Source organism: Allohahella marinimesophila (assembly GCF_039538005.1).
GTDB classification, from domain to species: domain Bacteria; phylum Pseudomonadota; class Gammaproteobacteria; order Pseudomonadales; family Oleiphilaceae; genus Allohahella; species Allohahella marinimesophila.
Genome location: NZ_BAABBO010000001.1, coordinates 922104 through 943489, shown reverse-complemented (window position 1 = coordinate 943489; position 21386 = coordinate 922104). Strand labels below are relative to the sequence as shown.

The window sequence follows — 21386 nt, the reverse complement described above, 5'->3', positions numbered from 1 at the left end:
AGCAATGGCAGAACTACTATCGAACTTCAAAGCCACACAGGAAGACTCACCAATGGTCAAACTCGAAACATCCATGGGCGATATCTACATAGAGCTCAACCATGAGAAAGCGCCAAAAACAGCAGCCAATTTCGAGAAGTATGTGAAGGAAGGCTTTTACGACGGCACGATATTCCATCGCGTCATTTCCAACTTCATGGTTCAGGGCGGTGGTTTTGAGCCTGGCATGCAGACCAAGAAGACCGGCGAGCCGATTCAGAACGAGGCCGACAATGGTCTCGGCAACAAGAAGGGCACCGTGGCCATGGCGCGAACGATGGATCCGCATTCCGCCAGCGCGCAGTTCTTCATCAATGTGGCAGACAATGGCTTCCTCGATCACAGCGCCAAGACCACTGAAGGCTGGGGCTATGCCGTGTTTGGCGAGGTCGTGAAGGGCATGGACATCGTCGACAAGATCAGGTCGGTCGAGACGACAGTGAAGGGCATGCACCAGGACGTACCAGCTGATGATGTCATCATCAAGAAGGCAACGATCGTCGACTCGGCAGAGTAAAGGGACGGCCATTGCAGTGGCGATGAAACACAGCACCTATTTCATCAGTGATCTTCACCTGGATGAAACAAGGCCAGGTGTTCTCCAGTTCTTTCACAGATTCCTCGACGCCATCGAGTCAAGCGCAGGTGCCCTCTACATACTCGGTGATTTTTTCGAGGCGTGGATCGGTGATGATGCGGCAGCACCTTGGCAGAATGAGATTGCCGACAGGTTGAAGCGGCTGAGCCAGTCCGGCTGTGACATTTTCCTGATGCACGGTAACAGGGACTTTCTGCTGGGCGACGATTTTGCGCAGCGATGCGGCGGCAAGTTGCTCCCTGACCCCTGGGTGACCGATATCCATGGGCGTAGGGTCGTGCTTCTGCACGGCGACAGCCTTTGCACGGATGACCATCGCTACCAGAAGTTTCGCAGCCTGACCCGCGACCAGGCCTGGCAGCAGACGGTGCTCGCGCGTCCGGTAGAAGACAGATTAAAACTGGCGCAGCAGTTACGAACCATGAGTCAGGCCGATAACTCGACCAAGGCCCAGGACATCATGGACGTGAATGCCCTGGCCGTGGCCGGGTGTTTCGACGCCAGCGACTGCCACCTGATGATTCACGGCCATACCCACCGCCCTGCCCTGCACGCTACGCCGGCAGCGGCATCTAAGCTTCGCCTACGCTATGTACTTGGCGACTGGCATGAGCACATGCATTATATTCGCGCAAATGACGAGGGCATCAGGCTGTTGCGCCTGTCGCCAGATCACCTGGCGAAACCGGCAAATGACCTTTGACAGCCGACGCGATTAGCCGGCCAGGAGCATGGGCGGCCCGCTATGGAAGCGGAAGGTGTCGTCGGGCGCGATGACGAGTGTATTCTCGACCGCTCGCAGTTCGGCCAGGCGCGGCTCCAGCGAATAGTCCGCCCGCGCTTCGGCCAACTCAATGTAGTGTCTGAAGTGGCGACCTTCAGAGGCCAGCAGTCCGCGATAGAAGTCAGCCAGCTCGAGATCGGCCGTGCTCCCGGTATCGCTCAGCCAGGGCACCAGCGCTGCGAAGCGCTCACAGGATCGTGCCTCTATGAAGGCGCCGACCAGCAATGCGTCTATGAGTCGATGCGGCTCATCCTTGCGAATATAGGTTTTCAGCGAACTCGCATAGCGAGAAGCGGTCTGCTGGCGGTCCTGGATCTCACGCGCCTGCATATGCGCGGCGACCTGCTCGAAATGCCTCAGCTCTTCTCGCGCCAGTTTCGACATCCGCCTGCACAGTTCAGCGTCCTGCGGATAACGGAACATGAGCTGCATGGCTGCCGCTGCGGCCTTCTTCTCGCACTGGGCATGGTCGACCAGCAGCGCATCCAGATGACTGACTGCTGCCTGTAGCCAGAGCGTCGGCGTCGAGACGCCAAGAAAGGATTTGATGTCGGCGAGCATAGCCATCAGCGGCGCTGACAGCATCTGGTCCGGTGAAGCATTGTGAGCCACTGGCATTCTTCCTGCTGATTCCTGTTTCATGAAGCTGAAAGCTTATCCGAATTCGAATTCCGACGCCCGTGCTATCATGAAGCCAGTGGTCTTCGAGGCTCGCTCCACCGCCACGCCGTCCCTGCCATCGGTAAAGATTAACTTACGCGGTCATTTCGCGTAGAATATGCGCCCGAACTGCGCGACCACTTGCGCCAGCCGAACTATCGACGTTCGTACTTTGTCCCGACACGAGGAAAGATCTGTGCTAGAAGCCTATCGCAAACATGTAGAAGAGAGACAAGCTGAGGGCGTCGTTCCTAAGCCCCTGGACGCCGATCAGGTCGCCGGGCTCGTAGAACTGTTGAAGAATCCACCTGCTGGCGAAGAGGATTATCTCCTCGACCTGCTTGAAAACCGCGTACCACCTGGCGTGGACGAAGCTGCCTACGTCAAGGCCGGCTTCCTGTCTGCCATCGCCAAGGGTGAGACCACTTCTCCATTGATCGATCGTGCGCGTGCCATCAAGATACTGGGCAATATGCTCGGCGGCTACAACATCGCCACGATGGTCGAGTTGCTCGACGACAGCGAATACGCGGGCATGGCAGCCACTGAACTGAAGCACACATTGCTCATGTTCGACATGTTTCACGATGTCGAAGAGAAAGCGCAGGCTGGCAATGCGCACGCCAAGGCTGTCATGCAGTCCTGGGCCGATGCCGAATGGTTCACCAAGCGCGAAAAAGTGCCTGAGAGCATCCGCGTTGCCGTGTTCAAGGTCACTGGCGAAACCAATACCGACGATCTGTCACCGGCACCTGATGCCTGGTCACGTCCGGACATTCCACTGCACGCGCGCGCCATGTACAAGATGGCCCGTGAAGGCCTGACCCCTGATGAGCCAGGTAAAGTTGGCCCGATGAAGCAGCTGGACGATCTCCTCAGCCGCGGCATCAAGGTCGCTTTCGTTGGTGACGTGGTCGGGACTGGTTCTTCACGAAAATCAGCCACCAACTCGGTGCTGTGGTTCTTCGGCGAAGACATTCCTGGTGTACCGAACAAGAAGTCCGGTGGTATCTGTATCGGCAACAAGGTTGCCCCGATCTTCTACAACACCATGGAAGATGCTGGAGCCCTCGTATTCGAAGCACCTGTTGACGATCTGAACATGGGCGATGTCGTTGAAATCCGCCCCTACGACGGCAAGATCCTGTCTGAATCCGGTGACGTGCTGTCTGAGTTCGAACTCAAGTCTGACGTGCTGCTCGACGAAGTTCAGGCTGGTGGCCGAATCAACCTGATCATCGGACGTGGCCTGACCGACAAGGCTCGCGAGTCAATGGGTCTGCCGCATTCAAAAGTCTTCCGTCGTCCACAGGCGCCGGCTGATTCCACCAAAGGCTTCACACTGGCTCAGAAGATGGTCGGCAAAGCCTGCGGCGTTGATGGCGTGCGTCCTGGTCTGTATTGCGAACCAAAGCTCACTACAGTCGGTTCGCAGGACACCACCGGCCCCATGACACGTGACGAACTGAAAGATCTGGCCTGCCTTGGTTTCTCGGCAGACCTGGTCATGCAGTCTTTCTGTCACACGGCAGCCTATCCAAAGCCGATCGACGTTGAAATGCAGCACACCATGCCTGACTTCATCATGAACCGTGGTGGTGTTTCACTGCGGCCTGGTGACGGCATCATTCACAGCTGGCTCAACCGCATGCTGCTGCCAGACACTGTCGGCACCGGTGGCGATTCGCACACACGCTTCCCGATGGGCATCTCCTTCCCTGCCGGTTCTGGTCTCGTAGCGTTTGGCGCCGCGACTGGTGTTATGCCGCTGGATATGCCGGAGTCAGTCCTGGTTCGATTCAAGGGCAAGAAGCAGCCTGGTATCACCCTGCGTGATCTCGTTCATGCGATCCCCTACTACGGTATCCAGAAGGGTCTGCTGACCGTCGACAAGAAGGGCAAGAAGAATGCCTTCTCTGGTCGAGTCCTCGAAATCGAAGGTCTGGAAGATCTGACCGTCGAGCAGGCTTTCGAATTGAGTGATGCCTCAGCCGAGCGATCCGCTGCTGGTTGCACTATCACGCTGTCAGAAGCTTCAGTTGCCGAGTACCTGAAGTCCAACATCATCATGCTGCGCTGGATGATTGCCGAAGGTTACGGCGATATCCGTACCCTCGAGCGTCGAGCCAAGGCCATGGAAGACTGGCTGGCGAAGCCATCGCTGATGCGTGCGGATGCTGATGCCGAGTATGCAGAAGTGCTGGAAATCGATCTGAGCGAGATCAAGGAGCCGATCGTCTGCGCACCTAACGACCCAGATGACGCCCGCCTGCTCTCCAGCGTTGCTGGCGACAAGGTTGACGAAGTCTTCATCGGTTCGTGCATGACCAACATCGGCCACTTCCGCGCGGCTGGCAAGTTGCTTGAGCAAAACTCCGAGCCACTGCAGGTTCGCCTGTGGATGTCACCACCGACCAAGATGGACGAGAAGCAACTGATCGACGAAGGCTACTACGACATCTACAAGAAGAACGACGTGCGCACTGAAATGCCAGGCTGTTCACTCTGCATGGGTAACCAGGCACGAGTCGAAGCTGGGGCCACAGTACTGTCCACTTCTACCCGTAACTTCCCGAACCGACTGGGTGATGGTGCCAACGTGTACCTGACTTCTGCGGAACTGGCGGCTATCGGTGCTGTCAAAGGCCGTCTGCCGACCGTCGAGGAGTACATGGAGTACGCTGCGAAGATCGACAGCATGTCCGGTGATATCTATCGCTACATGAACTTCCACACCATGGAAAAGTATGTCGACAAGTCGAAGGAATCAGTGACCCGCCTCTCGGCGTAAGTCAGCTGCGGAGCCTTCTTTCCAGAGGGCTCACACAAACTTTCGATCGAATCAAACCGGGCCGCGCGCCCGGTTTTTTTTGCTAGCTCTGCTATTCAAAACCCGCCGCTGCACTAAGCTCAATACTTAATCTATTTTACTTTTTCGGCGGTAAGTCCGTATGAATATCCAGTCGAAGCTCAGTTTGGGTGCATTCCTGCTCGTTCTTACTTCTGTAGTCACTGTCGGTGGATTGAGTACTTACATTGCCATCAAGGATGCGAGGGAGGAAATAGAGACCGTTGCAGGGAAACAACTCACAACCTCAGCGTCCGGCGTTGCCAATAATATTTCCGATTATTTCGCCACCATGAAGGCTCAGGTCGAAGCGTTGTCTGCTGACATTTCAATCGTGGAAGCCATGACGCAGTTCAGCAATACCTTCCAGAGCTTCCCTGACGTGCTCAATGTCACACGAGAAGAACAGGAAGCGAGTCTTCGCCGCTACTATACCAATGAATTTCAGGCGAAATACGCCAGCATCAATACCCAGGATGCCAGGAAGGCGGTTGATTTCATTCCGCGACTATCTGACGAAAGCGTTGCACTGCAGTATGCCTATATCAGCTCGAACCCCATGGTACTGGGTGAAAAAGACGGTCTCGTAGCTGACACGCGGCCAGGACGCTATAACGAAGCGCACCGCCGATATCACCCTTCCTTTCGCAATTACCTTCAAGCCTTTGGCTACTACGACATCTTCCTGGTAGACAGTAAAACTGGTCATGTCGTCTATTCAGTATTCAAGGAGCTAGACTACGCGACGTCTCTTCTCGATGGACCCTATGCCAATTCCGGACTTGGACAAGCCTTCCGTGCGGCCAACCAGTTACAGAGTGCAAATGACAGCGTTCTGACTGATTTTGCCCCCTATTACCCTTCCTTTGAAGCACCGGCAGCTTTTATCGCCTCCCCCATATATCGGGAGGATAGCAAGATCGGTGTTTTGGTCATGCAGTTGCCGATCGATCGAATCAATGCAGTCATGACCCATCACGCCAAGTGGGAAGAGGCTGGTTATGGTGCAACGGGTGAGACCTATCTGGTCGGACCGGACCAGACTCTCCGGAGCCAGAGTCGCTTTCAGACGACAGATCCCGAGGGCTATCTCGAGCTCATGCGCGCGTTGAATACGGACGCTGCCACCCTGGCAAGAATGGAGAAACTGAACACAGGGATTGGCTTGCAGACGGTGAGCAGCGATGGCGCAATCGCAGCACTGTCTGGAGAGAGTGGTATTGCGAGATACCGGGACTATCGAGATGAAGAAGTCATTTCCGCTTATCGACCACTCGAGATCCAGGGGCTTACTTTCGCCCTCTTGAGTGAAATAGAGGCTGCAGAAGCCTTCGCCCCGGTGGAAGTGATAAGGCAAAACCTGATCTGGGGCATAGCGCTGCTCTCATTACTGGTTGCCCTGCTAGGCACCGCCACCGGCTGGGTTGCTGCCAGGTTGATCAGTCGCCCGATTGCACGGGCTGCCGGCATGATGGAGGATATCGCTAGTGGCGAAGCTGATCTGACCAGACGGATGCCTGTTGAGTCGAAGGACGAAATCGGTACCTTGGCCCAGGCATTCAACAGGTTTCTGGAGCGCCTGCAGAACATGGTCTCAGAATTTGGGCAGGGGTCCTCCGAAATCGCCATTGCCGCAACGCAGCTGGAGGGAATCTCTACTGACACCAATACTTCCATCGATTTACAGCATATGCAGACCGACCAACTAGCTCCGGCCCTCACTGAACTGGCGGCATCAGTGGATGAAATTTCGCGCAGTGCTACCGGGGCTGCGGAAACGGCGCGCGAAACTTCCACCGAAATTGTAGCAGGACGAAAGATTGTTGGGGATTGTCAGCAGACAATTCTGAAACTTGCCAAAGCCGTCACCACTGCTGGTGAGTCAATTGATGCACTCAAGCATGACAGTCTCCAGGTCGGAAAGGTTTTACAGGTGATCGAAGACATCGCCGAACAGACCAATCTGCTGGCACTGAATGCTGCTATCGAAGCCGCCAGAGCTGGTGATACCGGACGAGGATTCGCCGTCGTCGCGGATGAGGTTCGCAACCTGGCCAAGCGGACCCAGGACTCCACCCTTCAGATTCATGACATCGTTACACGTTTGCAGTCTGGCGCTACCGATGCCGTGGAGATCGTAGCGAAGAGCAAATCGGTATCGGAAGACAGTGTGGACAAGATGGCTTGTGTTCATCAGACCTTCGAGACCATCCAGTCCAACGTGCTCGCCATCAGTGATGCCAGCACTCAAATTGCGCAGGCGGTGCATGAACAGCAGTATGTTACCCAGGATATGAACAAATCCATCATAGCCATTGTCGATGCGGCCGTAACGAACAAAACCGGATCCGAAACGCTTCACAACGCCTCACACGCCCTCAGCGCACAGGCTGAAGAGATCCGTACCATCATTGGACAATACAAGTGTTAGGACTGACCGAGCACTCGTTCGATAGCCTCGGCTATTGAGCTCTGTACCTTGGCCAGGGACTGATTTGCATCGATGATGATAAAGCGTCCCGGGAACTGCTCAGCACGACGCAGGTAGCCCTGCTGAACAGACTCGAAAAAGCTTATTTTCTCCTGCTCGAAGCGATCCCTTGCGCCCCTTGCCTGCACCCTTTCCAGGCCGGTGGCGGCGTCGACCTTTAGGAAAACCGTGAGATCAGGCTGAAGATCGTTGATACAGCTGATTTCAAGCTGGCGAATAACCGCCAGATCCAGCCCGCGCGCCGCCCCCTGATAGGCGTAAGTCGCGTCGGTGAAGCGATCGCTAACCACGTGCACCCCAGCCTCAAGCGCCGGAAGAATCTTTTCTTCCACATGCTGAGCCCTGGCTGCAAATATCATCAGCAGTTCGGCCATGGCACTGAATCTAAAAGTGTCTGGGCGCACCTGCAGCAGGAGAGACCTGAGCTCCTCACCCAGGCTTGTTCCACCCGGCTCACGAGTTTGCTCGACCTGACCATGTGTGCCGAGTAATTCAGCTATGAAGCGCTGGTTGGTGCTTTTCCCGGCGCCTTCAGTGCCTTCAATAGTGACGAAAAGACCTTTCCGGCCTCCGGCGTTGAAGGCCGTCTTATCATGCAGACCCAAAGCTAGTTCTCCACACGGGGGGCTGGCGCCGAACGATAGTCGTCACGTCGTTGCAACTGAAACTCTTTCACAGCCTTATTGTGCTCAGCATAGGTTTTCGAGAATTTATGCGAGCCATCGCCACGCGCAACGAAAAACAGCTCACCCGTTTCATCTGGCTGCGTAGCCGCTGAAATGGCTGCAGCACCTGGCAGCGCAATTGGTGTGGGTGGTAGACCCCTGATGAGATAGGTGTTGTAGGGCGACATCGTCTGCAAATGCTTGCGGGTGATATTACCGTCGTACGTTTCTCCAATACCATAGATCACTGTCGGATCCGTCTGCAGTCGCATGCCCTTTTTCAACCGGGTCGTGAAGACACCAGCGATGCGCTCACGTTCCTCGACGACACCTGTTTCCTTCTCGATAAGTGAAGCCAATATCAAGGCTTCGTACGGCGTTTTGAGTGGCAGGTCTGGTGCGCGGTTTTCCCAACGCTGATCGAGGACCAGTCGCAGGGCCTGGTTTGCGCGAACCAGCAAAGACCGGTCGGTTTCTCCTCGACGGTAGCTATATGTTTCCGGTAAAAACAGGCCCTCGGCGTTGGCTTCCGGGAAGTCGAGCTCCTGGGCCAGCTCGACTGCGGACTGCGCGCTGAGCGTGTGTTCGATTCGATCATGCAGGGCAAGCGCCGCGAGCATTTCACTGGTCCGCCAGCCTTCTACAATTGTAAATAGATACTGCACATTGGAGCCGCTGCGCAATAAGGCAAACACATCTTCCAGTACCATGCCGGGTTCAAAGCGGTATTCACCGGCCTTGATGCCGCGATCATAAGACTTGTACCTGCCCCAGTAGTACATGAGCCAGTCATGTTCGATGACTCCGGCGTCCGCAAGGGTTCCCGCCACTGCGCGAAGGCTTGAACCCTGTTTGACCTCAAGTTCAACTGGCTCCCGCGCTGGCCCATTCTCTTCCAGCGCACTCTGCAACCAGTACCATGCGGCCCCCGCAGCCACCAATGCCAGCAGCATCAGCAGCGCAGAGATTCTCAGTAGACGTTTCAACATCAGGGACCTCGGTTCGATTTTCGATCAGGCGTAGCCCAGCCGCTTGTTGAGCTGTACGGCAAGGTGGGCAATCTTCGGACTGAGTGGCAAATCGACCCCAGCCAGGGCATTCACTGCTCTGAGTCCCATAACGCTGTTGCACACCGCCATGCCTGCCAGCACGCAACTTGTCCAGGCCGAAGCAGGCAGTTGGTCGACAGGCAAGAAAGCTTTGTTGTACTCAGGATCAAGAATGTGCAGGCCACCTGATTGATCCAGTCGCATTCGGGTAGCAAGCACACTGTCCGGGTCTCTGTCGTCCAATGCGACCAAGGCCTCCAGCAAGGTGCTGCGCAATCCACTGCGATCAAGCAGGGGTGTCAACAAGCGCCCGTTGCTTTCAACGATAATATTGCTGCGAGTGCCTTCGGTCAGAAAGCCGAACTCATCATGCATCACGCCTTCCCAACAGTCCTCACCGTCAACATCATTAGTCACCAGCAACTCATTGGCAGCAAGTACCTGCTCAAGGCGACTGCAGTGCTTGATACCGCACAGTAGACGACTGATCATCAAACGGGTGTCGAGCATACGAAGCTTCAGGACTGAAGGAATTTTTGGCGGCAGGTGACAGCTAATGACTTCGCGAACCGGCGCAGGTGGCACCGGCGGCGCATAGCCGCGCCCACCTTCGCCTCTGGACACCTGCAACCGCACAACGACATTTTGCGAGGCATCAGAGTTTTGATCAGCATGGATGACTGCGCGGCAGCGCGCGAGCAGAGGCGCTGACTCGACACTATAATTGAGTGCCAGAGCCCGCGCGCCTCGCCTTAGTCGGGAGATATGTTCATCAAAGAGCACGGGCTCCTGATCAACAAAAAGTATGGTTTCGAAAAGCCCGTCCCCATAACGGAAACATCGATCCAGCTCTGAAATCACGCCGCCGCTCAACTGTGACCAGTTAGCGGCATCGACGCCAGCCGGGAATTCGACCAAGGCATGGGAAATACTGACAGCAGGTCGTTTATCAGACCAGGCCGCCAGCAGACACTTCCATTACCCTGAAGCAATCAGGTTCTACTGATGCGAAACGATGTAATCGATGGCATCCTGAACAGCGGTAATCTTTTCAGCTTCCTCGTCAGGAATCTCTGTCTCGAATTCTTCCTCGAGCGCCATAACCAGCTCGACAGTATCCAGCGAGTCAGCACCGAGATCTTCTACGAACTTGGAAGTCAGTTGCACGTCAGACTCTTTCACGCCCAGTTGTTCGCAAACAATCTTCTTGACGCGTTCTTCAACAGTACTCATATATTCCTCGCTTCATTTAAAACCGGCTCCGAATGCCAGAGCCGTAGTGTAACAACAAAAAAGGACCGAGGCGAAGCCTCTAGCCCATATACAGACCACCATTTACATGTATTGTTTCGCCGGTGATATAGCCCGCAGCATCGGAGCAGAGGAAGCTCACGATTGCAGCGACTTCTTCGGGCTGACCCAGACGCTGGAGTGAGGTCGCGTTTTGCATCGCCTCGCGCTGGTCAGCACTCAGATCGGCCGTCATGTCAGTCTCGATGAAACCTGGAGCCACTGAATTAACCGTTATATTTCGGGAGCCCAGCTCCTTCGCCATGGCTCGACTCAATCCTTCCACGCCGGCCTTGGAGGCCGCGTAGTTCGATTGACCGGCATTGCCCATGCTTGCGACAACCGAACTGATATTGACTATGCGACCCCAGCGCTGCTTCATCATGCCTTTGCTGAAATGTCGTGCGAGCTTGAATACGCCGCTGAGGTTGGTCGCGATCACGCTATCCCAGCCCTCATCCTTCATTCGCATCAGCAGGTTGTCTTTCGTGATACCCGCATTATTGACGAGAATATTGATGACGGTCTTGTCTATCTGCAATCGCTCAGTCAAACGTTCCAGACTCGCGGCATCACTGACATCCAGCACCATACCCGTCGAGGATTGCGCTGCCGCTCCCCCTCGGCTCTTCAAGGCCGTCGAGATGACTGCTGCGCCCGCTTCAGTGGTGGCAGTACCGATCACCATTACGCCGGCATCCACCAAAGCGGCTGCTATGGCGGCCCCGATCCCTCTGGAAGCCCCAGTCACCAATGCAGTGCGGCTCGGGACATTGTTATCAGAGTCTTTGTCGGTCATGAGCTGGCCTCCACACTCGCTTCACCTGCAATACGCCACTCCGAAGCGCGCGACAAGGCCCTTACCGCTACCGTGCGATCAATTTTCTTCAGCAGCCCGGTCAATACCGCCCCTGGCCCACACTCGAGCACAGCCGAGGGCTTATAACGCAGCAACGACTGCATGCTCGTTACCCATTGCACCGGTGTATAGAGCTGGCGAACCAGCTTGTCTTTGACCGCCGCAAGCTCATGCGCGACATCACCATCGAGATTCTGGATCACCGGCACTATTGGCGCCTGCCTGACGGACGTCTCAATAGCCTCGGCCAATTGGTCAGCCGCTGATTTCATCAGCGCACAATGACTTGGAACACTGACTGGTATCGAAATGATTCGCTTCGCCCCTTCTCCCTTCAGTTGTTCGGAGGCACGGGCAACGGCCTTACTGGTGCCAGCAATGACGACCTGACCCGGACAATTGAAATTCACCGCCGCCACCAGCTCCCTTGCCCCCATGGTCTGCGAAATATGTTCACAGACGTTGATGACATCCTGATCGTCCAGACCCAACACGGCAGCCATCGCGGTATCCATACCTGTGACTGCAGTCTGCATGAGACGACCGCGCTCGGCTACGAGGCGTGCCGCCTCTCCGAGAGAAAGAGAGCCTGCCGCACAGAGGGCGGAGTATTCGCCGAGACTATGTCCCGCCACGGCCACTGGTGCGTCGCCACTAAATCCTTCGACTTCGAATTGTCTGCTTTCGAGCATTCTGTACACAGCAATACTGCCCACCAGAATGGCTGGTTGAGTGAACTCGGTAGCATTGAGTTTAGACTCGGGACCATCGCAGACCACGGTCCACAAGTCATAGCCAAGCGCCTCAGAGGCCTCCGCATAGGTTTCAGCAATGATGGGACTCAGCTCGGCGAGTGGCTGAAGCATGCCAATCGACTGAGCACCCTGTCCGGGAAAGACAAGCGCGTAGCTCATGCAGTGTTACCTTGTATATGGTGAATCACTTTGGGAAGGCGCCTACATTAAGCATTAAAAGCAATGCTATCAAGCTCGCGGCAGACTCTGAGCGCGACTTCTGAACGAGCTTCAGAGGCCGCCTGTCGCAGCGCAGCTGCAAAGCCCCGTCGATCCGCATTGCCGTGGCTCTTGACGACCGTGCCCAATAACCCCACAAGCGAGGCCCCATTATTGTGATCAGGATCGATGCCACGGCGGATTCGGGCAAACAGCGGTCGTGACAGGCGCCTGACAAAGAATGACCACCAGTGACCGCTCAGCATCACATCGAACTGCTTCAGAATCTGCCGCGCGACCTCCTCCCCGGCCTTGAGCGCCGCATTACCGACGAAGCCGTCACAGACAATCACATTGGCATCCGAATTGAACAGCGCTCCGCCTTCCACAAAGCCACGATAATTCAGCCACTTTGCTTCCTCGATCAACCGGGCAGCCAGCCGAACCTGCTCGTTCCCCTTGATGTCTTCGGAGCCGATATTCAGCAAGGCTATTTGGGGTCTTTCAATATCATGCAAGGCCGATACGAGCGCAGAGCCCATGACTGCAAATTGAAACAGCCTCTCCCCGCGACAGTCGACATTGGCACCAAGATCGAGGACATAGGAGATATTCGATCCTAGCTGAAGCCGCTTGATGAATGCTGGTCGCTCGATGCTGGTATGCGTACCGACGAGGGCCTTGGCGAATACGAGCAAGGCTCCAGTGTTGCCCGGCGTTACGCATGCCTGCGCTTCACGCTCAGCTACACAGCGAAGAGCGTCGGCCATGCTGCTGTCGGCACGGTGCTTGTAGGCGTAGGTAGGCTTGTCGGACTTGTCGACCACACTTGAAGAGTGCCTGATCTCGAGTCGACCGGAGGCAATCATGGACTTGAAACTGGAATCAGAGACAACGGGGGAAATTGAAGGCCCAGACACGGTCTCTTTCTGGAAGACGATAATTCTGAGGGCGGGATCGGTCTCAAGCACATCGGTAATAGCTTGAAAAACAACCCCGGCTCCTCGATCACCGCCCATTGCATCGACGGCGATCGTGCAGTTCGCAGCCATTGTGGGGCTGCCTTCTCAGCAGGCCTGACTGGTCAGCTTACTCCTGCTCAGTCTCGATAACCTTTTTGCCACGGTAAAAACCGTCGGCCGTGATGTGGTGACGACGATGACGCTCACCAGTAGTCGGATCGGTAGACAGCGCAGGCGCAGAAAGTGCGTCATGCGAACGTCTCATGCCGCGCATCGCACGACTCTTCTTGCTTTTCTGAACTGCCATTGTGAAACCCCTTTCAATTCATTTTCAGGAAAATTAATTATGAGATCCGGCCGGGCCTGCCTCGCAGACCACCTGCAGAATCGGTTACCTTTTTGGACCCAATAACTTGTCCAGCCCCTCAAAGGGCCTGTGCGTTTCGGTGCTGCTGGCGGCAGACGCAGGCTCGGAGACCAAGCCTTCATTTCCTTCCTGATCAGCGGTGGCAGAGCCTACGGACACTGTGGACTGCAGGTCGCACGGCTTGAGTAGTAGATCGCCAGTATCACCTTCAACTGGCAGCGGCTCGTGATAGACGAACTGAGGCACTGTCAGTAATAATTCATCTTCGACAAGGGTGTGCAGCTCGAGACTGCCCTTGTCCAGCAATACCGGTTCATACTCGACTGGCATCGCTTCGAAATCAGCTTCCGAACGGGCCAGTCCAAAGACACGCGCCGCTTCGATATTCAATCCGACAGCCTGACCACAGCGTTGACACTCAGCAAAGACGCTGGCGCTGATGGTGCCACGAACGATCGATTGCTTGAGCTCATCCCGATCAAATTCAAAGATGCCATTGACCGTTTGCGAACTACTATCCAGCAGGACTTTATCCAGCCTTTTCAGTTGCCTGACCTGCAAATTGCCGTTCAGACTGATGCGTCTGTCGCAATACGAGTCGGCGTCAATACGCGCTGGCAATAAGGAAGCGGCTGCCTTAAAGTCCTTCTTCGGGGCGCCTTGCGCATCCGTTTCCGTCGGTTTTTTCATAGGGCGCGCATTTTAATGACAGACGCAGTCAAAGTAAAGCACAAGCCATGCCCAATCATACTCGCATCGACGTCCACCTACCGGGCAGCGCTCATGCGCCAGCTCAATATGACCTTTTCCGGCACCGCGCCAATGTATGATGAAGCCCAGGACTCGCTGCGCGAGCAGCTCAAGGGAGAGCCCGACGCTCTGGCCTGCCACCATGCCATTCAGAAAGCGCTTTCGCTGTCAGCCGCGAACGCAAATGCCGTCATTATCGGGAGCGATCAGACTGGCAGCTGCGACGGCGCTCTTCTGAACAAGCCTGGCCACCATTCAGCGGCCTTTGCGCAACTCACTTACTGTAGCGGCAAAAACGCAGTATTCCACACCGCTGCGGCAGTCCTGGTACCTCGCGACCTGGCGCTGACCAGAGACGCTTGCCCTACATCTGGCTTTGAACACCAATCCTGGTACAGCGAGGCTGAGGCGCTCTGCAGATCACAGCATCGAATTGTCACAGTCCTCGAGACCACCACCCTGACCTTCCGCAAGCTCAGCGATGAAGAGATCGACGCTTATCTGACCCTTGACCAGCCCTTCGACTGTGCCGGCAGCTTCAAGATCGAATCCCATGGCATTGGCCTGTTCTCACGCTATCAGAGCAACGACCCCTCAGCCCTCATCGGTCTGCCGCTCATCCGTCTGGCGAGCATATTGAGAAGTGCCGGGATCAGTCTGTTCCAGTCGGCCTAGCGAAGCTGCGGAAAGCTCTGCTCGACGAACAGCGCGCTAATGCCCTTGCCGATGCTTACGCCGAGCTGACCAACCAGACTCTCAAAGGGATTTTCACGCAGCGTATAATCGACCAGCTCTTCAGCGCCGATGATTTCACGCGCCACATACGACGAGCTTCCGAGACCGTCGATAAGTCCAAGGTCGAGCGCCTGCTCACCTGACCAGATGACACCCGAGTAAAGCAGTTCATTGTCGTCCGCGAGGCGATCGCCGCGTCCCTTTCTCACCTGCTCGATAAACTGCTGGTGCGTAGTCTGCAGCACGTCTTCCCACAATTCACGTTCGTAGGGCTTGACCGGAATGAAGGGGTCGAGGAAGGCCTTGTGAGCCCCTGCGGTAAAGACCCGGCGTTCGACACCAAGCTTCTCTATCGCCTCGACGAAACCAAAGCCCGTCGCCGTCACGCCTATCGAACCGACCAGACTCGCCTTGTCGGCATAAATCATGTCGGCAGCGGCTGCGATGTAATAGCCACCTGAAGCGCCAATATCAACAATGACCGCATAGGCCTGCTTGTCGGGGTGCTCGCCTCTCAGGCGTCTGATTTCGTCATAGATATAGCCCGCCTGAACCGGACTGCCGCCGGGGCTGTTGATCCTGATCACGACCGCCTTGGCATCCGGTGCTTCGAAAGCCGCTCTGAGTGCGGTAATCACACGATCGGCGCTAGCGCTCTCGCTTGCCATGATCACACCCTCAATATCGACAATAGCCGTGTGTTCACCGGGCGCTACGTTGATACCACTACCGCTCATGCTGAAACGCACGGCGAAGAAGATCATGAACAGGTAGACGAAGGTCAGCAGCTTGAAGAAAATGCCCCATCGACGTGAGCGACGCTGCTCACTGACACTTTCAGTGACCACCCGCTGTATGAGACGCCATTCCTTTTCGCTTTCAGGCCTTGAAGGACCGTGCGAGCCATCTTCAACTCTTTGTGTCATTTAATTGCTTCCATGATCAATATCAGTTTTCAGAAGAATGTTCAGGCAAACGCAGGCCTGGATCAGGGTTCCACTGTGCCGAAAGCCGCTGGTGAGGCGCATCATCCCACTTGAGCACGAGTTCGGCCGCATGGAGACAGAGCCGCTTGACGTTCTGCTCGCTGAACTGCCGGTTGACGGCCTTGTCGCCGTAGCGCTCGTCGCCAATGACCGGACAGCCGGCATAGGCCGCATGCACCCGGATCTGATGAGTTCGACCAGTTACCGGGCGCGCCTCTACCAGTGTAGCGTGCTCTGTCCGCCCTATTACCGAGAACAGGGTCTGCGAGGCCTTGCCATCGCTGGCCACAATCACACCCTTGTCCTGACCGACCAGCTTCTTCAGCGGCGCGGTAATTTCAGTAACATGCTTCGGCCATTGTCCAGCAACCCAGGCGCGGTAGATTTTTTCCACCCGGCCCTCCTGCAGCATAGACTGCAGGCGTAAAAGCGCGCGCCGCTTTTTCGCGATCAGCAGCAGTCCGGAGGTTTCCCTGTCTAGACGATGAACGAGTTCGAGAAAATGATCGGCCTTGCGCACCAGTCTCAGTGACTCGATCAAGCCGGTCTGCAGGCCAGATCCGCCGTGCACGGCAATGCCGGAGGGCTTGTTGATGATGAGCAGCAGGTCGTCTTCATACACAATATCTGTAAGGGCGTCGGCTGCGATCCGTCCCGCGACGAAGCGTTCAGACGGCGATGCCGTACTTGGACCCGCCTCCGCATCAGTGGTGGACTGCCCCTTGAAGGGCGGTATGCGCACTACATCTTCGAGCTTCAGCTTGTTGCTCGGCTTGCAGCGGCCCTTGTTGATCCGCACCTCACCTCGCCGGATGGCATTATAGATCCGCGACTTGGGCACATCACTGCAGACTCTGAACAGAAAGTTGTCCAGCCGCTGCCCATCAGCGTCCTCGGTAATATTCACGAATCTGACCAAAACCTCTCCTACTTATCACAAATGGAAAATCGGGTGAATCTGCCGTTCACATTGAAATGGTCGGGCGTGGCTAGCGGCGCGAATCGGGCGCCAGAACAGCTTACAATGCTGAAGGATTATGAAACAATGATGGCGTCGATTGAAAACAATCGTTGCAATTGCTATATTCCATCTGTCAGGCGGCGTCTATGACAGCCATCACGCACGACTCGTTGTCACTTCGAGCTCTAACCGAACTCAACAGCACGAGAGACGTGGGCCGCTAACTATACCGTTCCCGCTTTCGAAATCCAATTGCGATAGCCTGACAGCTTGCTGATATCAGCGTCCAAACCATCCAGACGCGGGCGAACATCCCTCCTAGGTGCTTGGGCTGATGCTAGCGGCAACCGTAGGCGTATCTGCTTAAGTCACCGGATTGCATTTGGTTTCACCGGTTGTGAAACACTGCTCTCAGAAGACCCGATACGCTCCATATCTCTATATACCAGAACGTGCATGACCGCTTTATGCACTGACAGAGACTTACGCCGGACCTTTCAAGGTGCGCGGCACCTGCCGCAGCATGTAGTAAGGCCAGCAATTTTGACCGAAGGGACGCGTGCCGACCGCCTCGATAGAGATCGAGGCCGCTCAGAGCACCTTTCGCTGCGGATCAATATCGGAGCCCGTCGCGCCTCCGCCGAACCACGAGTTCGACGAGCGCATCAATCAGGTCTCCGCCTCTCTGCCAGTCATGTCGCCGTCTGTACGGACAATAACAGCGACCCATCAAATGAAAAGAATGCTTATAAATGCAACACAGCGTGAAGAATTGCGTGTTGCGCTGGTCGACGGCCAGAAACTCTACGACCTGGATATTGAAGCCGCCACTCGGGAGCAGAAAAAAGCAAACATCTACAAGGGTAAAATTACCCGCGTAGAGCAAAGCCTGGAAGCCGCCTTCGTCGACTTCGGTGCCGAACGCCACGGTTTTCTGCCACTGAAAGAAGTGGCAAAGAATTATTTCGACAAGCCGCAGAACGATCAGAAAGGCGGCAAGCCAATTCTTCGTGAAGGCACCGAAGTGATTGTGCAGGTCGACAAGGAAGAGCGGGGCAACAAGGGTGCAGCCCTGACCACCTATATTAGCCTGGCGGGCCGCTACCTGGTCCTTATGCCAAATAATGCCAAGGCTGGCGGAATTAGCCGTCGTATCGAAGGCGAAGAACGCGAGCAGCTCAAGGATGCGACGCGCGGTCTTGAGACACCCAAGGGGATGGGCACTATCGTCCGTACCGCAGGCGTAGGCCGAACCACTGAAGAACTGCAGGGTGATCTCGACTACCTGATTCAGGTATGGAGCTCCATCGAACAAGCCACGGCGGCCAGAAAGGCCCCTTTCCTCGTCTATCAGGAAAGTAACGTGGTCATCCGTGCGGTCCGTGATTATCTTCGCAACGATATCGGTGAGGTTCTCATTGATAACCCGGAAGTCTATCAGGATGCGCTGACCTTCGTGCGGGCCGTTGTGCCGAGCATGGAAAACAAGGTCAAGCTGTATGCCGAAGACATCCCGCTCTTCAATCGCTATCAGATCGAAAGCCAGATCGAAACCGCCTATCAGCGCGAAGTGCGTCTGCCTTCAGGTGGCTCGATCGTCATAGATCCAACCGAAGCCCTGATTTCCATCGATATCAACAGCGCCCGTGCTACGAAGGGTGGCGACATCGAGGAAACAGCGTTTCAGACCAACTGTGAAGCTGCAGACGAAATCGCCCGACAGCTCAGGCTCCGAGACATGGGCGGCCTTGCGGTCATCGATTTCATCGACATGATGTCGAACAAGAACCAGCGTGAAGTCGAGAACCGGCTGAGATCTGCACTCGAAATCGACAGAGCCCGTGTGCAAATGGGCAAGATTTCGCGCTTCGGCCTGCTGGAAATGTCCCGTCAGCGCTTGCGGCCTTCATTAGGGGAAACCCGCTCTGAAACCTGCCCTCGCTGCGAGGGACAGGGCACCATTCGAACGATCGAATCGCTCGCATTGACCATCATCCGTTTGATGGAAGAAGAAGCAGTAAAGGATCGAACCACTGAGGTTCGCGCCATCTGTCCCGTCAATGTCGGGACCTACCTGCTGAATGAAAAGCGCATACAACTCTGTGCGATCGAGAAGCGCCTGAAGGTGTCACTGATCATCGTGCCGACACCGTCAATCGAGACACCACAGTTCGAGGTGCAGCGGATACGAGACGATGCGAGTAATCTCGGTGAAACAAGCTATACCGTTACGCCCGAAGAACTGGCTGATGAAGATCAGTCAATGGACTTCATGTTCAAGCGTGGCCCTGTTCGTGAAGAAGCTGCAGTCAAGGGTGTCATTCCGATGCCGGCACCTGCAGCCAGACCGGCTGCTACAGTCGAACCTGCACCTGCGCCGGCAACTCGTGTAGCGTCAGCGCCTGAGCAGCCAAGCCAGGAAGCGGGTCTGCTGAGCAGGCTCAAGAATAAGTTAGGCGCCATGTTTGGCGCGCATCAGGCGCCTGAGAGCCCGCCACCCAAGGCGGAGGGCGCTGCCCAGAAGCCGCGCCAGGTCCAGTCCCCAGCCGAACAGCGTGAGGATGGTCGCAGGAATAAGCGCAACGATCGTAGCCGTCCGGCTCGCAATCGCGGCGAGCGCCCCGCACGTGGTGAAGGCCGCGGAGATCAGAGTGCTGCGACAGGCCGTACTTCAGGCGAGCGCGACAACAATGCCTCACGACGGTCCCAGGCGCCGGCAAATCAAGCGGATGCCCAGACTGGTGGCAGACAAGAGCGTGAAACGGCAAAGACAGATGACAGTGCCGGAAATGCACAATCGAGCAACTCGGGCAATCGGCCCACTGGTGCTGATGGCGAGCCGAGGCGCTCGCGCCGAGGTGGTCGCAATCGAGGAAATCGAGGAAATCGACAGAATCGTCAGGCCGGCGACAACCGAAATACCGATCAGGATTCGTCGTCCGACGACAATTCCAACGATCGTAGCGACGAATCCGGTGCGCAATCTGCAGACTCACCACAAAAGGCCAGTGAATTTGCCAGACCGCGACGTAATCGTGGCAGCGGTTCCTCTGTAAAAACGCCTGAACCAACCCGGGCAGTAGCATCATCCGATGCTGCGCCAGGTCAGATGCAGGCCGAGTCTCAAACCAAACAGCCAAGAGAGCCCAAGCCTGAAGCGCCGGACACCCCAAAATCCGAAGCACAGTCCGAGCCTAAGGCAGCCTCACAAGCTGACAGCGGCGAGCAGAGAGGGCGGGACAGTTCACCAACGCCTATCGACTCGGTCAACGCCACCACTCTGAATCCGGAAAAAATAGAACAGGCAACGCGAGACGTTGTAGCCAAGAGCGCGGCTGCAGAGGCCGTGGCCTCTGAGGCAAGCGAGGGAAAAGCAAGCCAGTCTGAAGTGAAAGCAGAAGACCCCAAGGCAGCCGACACCAGACGAGTGGAAAATCGTGTGAGCCCACAGGCTCCACAGAACGCCGCCTCTACGCAGCGACCAGCTCGAACCTCCCGGGGCCAACAGTCGGCTCAGGGCAGACGCGCTCCCGCTGAGCGCGATGGTAACGTGGCTGAGTCGACTTCAGGCTCCGAAAGCGATGGCAATGTCGTCAGAGCCCATAACGATCCCCGTGAGCGAAAGCGTCGCCAACAGCAGGAAGCGGCTGGCTCTGCAGCGCAGTCTGACGGTTCGGGAAATCAGGCTGAGCCGAATGGGAATAAGACCGACGGGAATAACGATGGGGCGTCGGCCAATGGCTGATGCCAGCGGCCTGCCCCAGGCCTATCCCTACTCTCTCGATGACATGCAGCGCCTTGAGGCGCTGCTCTTCTCCGATCGTTTTCCTGACGCCATCGACTGCGTCGGACTCCACGGCCTGTGCAGTGCACTGGCCGTGGGTCCGTCTCATGATGATGCCTTCGATCTGGCCGCGTTTATCCTTGGGGCAGAATCGATCGAGTCAGACGAGCGCAAGCAAGCTGGGGAAGATAGCGTCAACTGCTCACCAGAGGAAGCGGCCTTTTTGTCTGATCGCACATCAGCGCTGGTCAAACATATACGCCGTCAACTCGACAATGAGCAGTTGCCTGCCCTGCCCGATGAGATAGAAACCGACAAGGATGCTGCCGACGAAGACAGTCAGACAGCGCTCGAAAACTGGTGCCTCGGGTTTACCGAGATCGTACTGACGCTGGAGGACCGCTGGTTTGCCGAGCAGGCTGACGAGATCGCCACGCTGATCGCACCTATTCTTGCGGTGGCTGATGTGGAGGATCTGTCAGATGACACTGAACTGGCCACGACTTCGCTGGCTGAGTTGCTTGAACGGGGCGCTGACGGTGACTTCAGCATTCCCGAGAGACTGATCGATCTCTATCTGATTTTCAACGGCGAGTAACCCGCCT

The 21386-nt window shown here is 56.1% G+C and carries 19 protein-coding genes; 7 read left to right on the top strand and 12 right to left on the bottom strand.

Going from position 1 to position 21386, the window contains the following annotated elements:
* The first annotated feature begins 52 nt into the window (after window positions 1–52).
* Both ABD735_RS04265 and ABD735_RS04260 read left to right on the top strand, forming a co-directional pair.
* Window positions 53–556: a peptidylprolyl isomerase gene (locus ABD735_RS04265; RefSeq protein ID WP_344803604.1), complete on the top strand. Its 504-nt coding sequence runs from the start codon at window positions 53–55 to the stop codon at window positions 554–556.
* 22 nt (window positions 557–578) lie between these two features.
* Window positions 579–1340 carry a UDP-2,3-diacylglucosamine diphosphatase gene (locus ABD735_RS04260; RefSeq protein ID WP_344803603.1) on the top strand — a complete coding sequence of 254 codons (762 nt, stop codon included), beginning with the start codon at window positions 579–581 and terminating at the stop codon, window positions 1338–1340.
* 12 nt (window positions 1341–1352) lie between these two features.
* Here the strand turns inward: ABD735_RS04260 and ABD735_RS04255 are convergent, their stop codons facing one another.
* Entirely contained in the window at window positions 1353–2039 is a 687-nt protein-coding gene (locus tag ABD735_RS04255; protein ID WP_425548574.1) for a MiaE family protein, read from the bottom strand.
* A 238-nt stretch (window positions 2040–2277) separates the two neighbouring features.
* Here ABD735_RS04255 and acnB point away from each other — a divergent pair, with 238 nt between their 5' ends.
* Together acnB and ABD735_RS04245 are read left to right on the top strand one after the other, a co-directional pair.
* Window positions 2278–4872 carry a bifunctional aconitate hydratase 2/2-methylisocitrate dehydratase gene (acnB, locus tag ABD735_RS04250; RefSeq protein WP_344803599.1) on the top strand — a complete coding sequence of 865 codons (2595 nt, stop codon included), beginning with the start codon at window positions 2278–2280 and terminating at the stop codon, window positions 4870–4872.
* A gap of 160 nt (window positions 4873–5032) precedes the next feature.
* Window positions 5033–7360, top strand: a complete 2328-nt coding sequence (locus tag ABD735_RS04245) for a methyl-accepting chemotaxis protein (RefSeq protein WP_344803597.1) — start codon at window positions 5033–5035, stop codon at window positions 7358–7360.
* Here the strand turns inward: ABD735_RS04245 and tmk are convergent.
* From tmk to ABD735_RS04200, 9 genes are all read right to left on the bottom strand, one after another.
* Window positions 7357–8025 carry a dTMP kinase gene (gene tmk / locus ABD735_RS04240; RefSeq protein ID WP_344803595.1) on the bottom strand — a complete coding sequence of 223 codons (669 nt, stop codon included), beginning with the start codon at window positions 8023–8025 and terminating at the stop codon, window positions 7357–7359. The two genes, ABD735_RS04245 and tmk, sit on opposite strands and share 4 nt — an antisense overlap.
* A gap of 2 nt (window positions 8026–8027) precedes the next feature.
* Window positions 8028–9074: an endolytic transglycosylase MltG gene (gene mltG, locus ABD735_RS04235; protein ID WP_344803593.1), complete on the bottom strand. Its 1047-nt coding sequence runs from the start codon at window positions 9072–9074 to the stop codon at window positions 8028–8030.
* 24 nt (window positions 9075–9098) lie between these two features.
* Window positions 9099–10052, bottom strand: coding sequence for an aminotransferase class IV (locus ABD735_RS04230; protein WP_344803591.1), 954 nt, complete (start codon window positions 10050–10052; stop codon window positions 9099–9101).
* A gap of 81 nt (window positions 10053–10133) precedes the next feature.
* Window positions 10134–10367, bottom strand: coding sequence for an acyl carrier protein (gene acpP, locus ABD735_RS04225; RefSeq protein WP_344803589.1), 234 nt, complete (start codon window positions 10365–10367; stop codon window positions 10134–10136).
* A 79-nt stretch (window positions 10368–10446) separates the two neighbouring features.
* The gene (fabG, locus tag ABD735_RS04220; protein WP_344803587.1) at window positions 10447–11223 is read right to left on the bottom strand and encodes a 3-oxoacyl-ACP reductase FabG; all 777 of its coding nucleotides are present in this window, start codon (window positions 11221–11223) and stop codon (window positions 10447–10449) included.
* A complete protein-coding gene (gene fabD, locus ABD735_RS04215; RefSeq protein WP_344803585.1) occupies window positions 11220–12197 on the bottom strand; it encodes an ACP S-malonyltransferase in 978 nt (325 codons plus the stop codon). The genes fabG and fabD overlap by 4 nt, the downstream gene beginning before the upstream one ends.
* Before the next feature lie 47 nt (window positions 12198–12244).
* Window positions 12245–13288 carry a phosphate acyltransferase PlsX gene (gene plsX / locus ABD735_RS04210; RefSeq protein WP_344803583.1) on the bottom strand — a complete coding sequence of 348 codons (1044 nt, stop codon included), beginning with the start codon at window positions 13286–13288 and terminating at the stop codon, window positions 12245–12247.
* 37 nt (window positions 13289–13325) lie between these two features.
* Entirely contained in the window at window positions 13326–13505 is a 180-nt protein-coding gene (rpmF, locus tag ABD735_RS04205; protein WP_344803581.1) for a 50S ribosomal protein L32, read from the bottom strand.
* An 84-nt stretch (window positions 13506–13589) separates the two neighbouring features.
* Entirely contained in the window at window positions 13590–14255 is a 666-nt protein-coding gene (locus ABD735_RS04200; RefSeq protein ID WP_344803579.1) for a YceD family protein, read from the bottom strand.
* Between the two features lie 15 nt (window positions 14256–14270).
* Here ABD735_RS04200 and ABD735_RS04195 point away from each other — a divergent pair, with 15 nt between their 5' ends.
* Window positions 14271–14990 (top strand): Maf family protein, encoded by a 720-nt coding sequence (locus ABD735_RS04195; RefSeq protein WP_344803577.1) that lies wholly within the window; start codon window positions 14271–14273, stop codon window positions 14988–14990.
* Here the strand turns inward: ABD735_RS04195 and ABD735_RS04190 are convergent.
* Both ABD735_RS04190 and ABD735_RS04185 read right to left on the bottom strand, forming a co-directional pair.
* Window positions 14987–15976: a S49 family peptidase gene (locus tag ABD735_RS04190; protein WP_344803575.1), complete on the bottom strand. Its 990-nt coding sequence runs from the start codon at window positions 15974–15976 to the stop codon at window positions 14987–14989. The two genes, ABD735_RS04195 and ABD735_RS04190, sit on opposite strands and share 4 nt — an antisense overlap.
* A gap of 22 nt (window positions 15977–15998) precedes the next feature.
* A complete protein-coding gene (locus ABD735_RS04185) occupies window positions 15999–16955 on the bottom strand; it encodes an RluA family pseudouridine synthase (protein ID WP_344803573.1) in 957 nt (318 codons plus the stop codon).
* 775 nt (window positions 16956–17730) lie between these two features.
* Here ABD735_RS04185 and ABD735_RS04180 point away from each other — a divergent pair.
* The gene (locus ABD735_RS04180) at window positions 17731–20742 is read left to right on the top strand and encodes an Rne/Rng family ribonuclease (RefSeq protein ID WP_425548561.1); all 3012 of its coding nucleotides are present in this window, start codon (window positions 17731–17733) and stop codon (window positions 20740–20742) included.
* Entirely contained in the window at window positions 20735–21379 is a 645-nt protein-coding gene (locus ABD735_RS04175) for a UPF0149 family protein (protein ID WP_344803569.1), read from the top strand. Before ABD735_RS04180 ends, ABD735_RS04175 begins: the two co-directional genes overlap by 8 nt.
* Window positions 21380–21386: the final 7 nt, after the last annotated feature.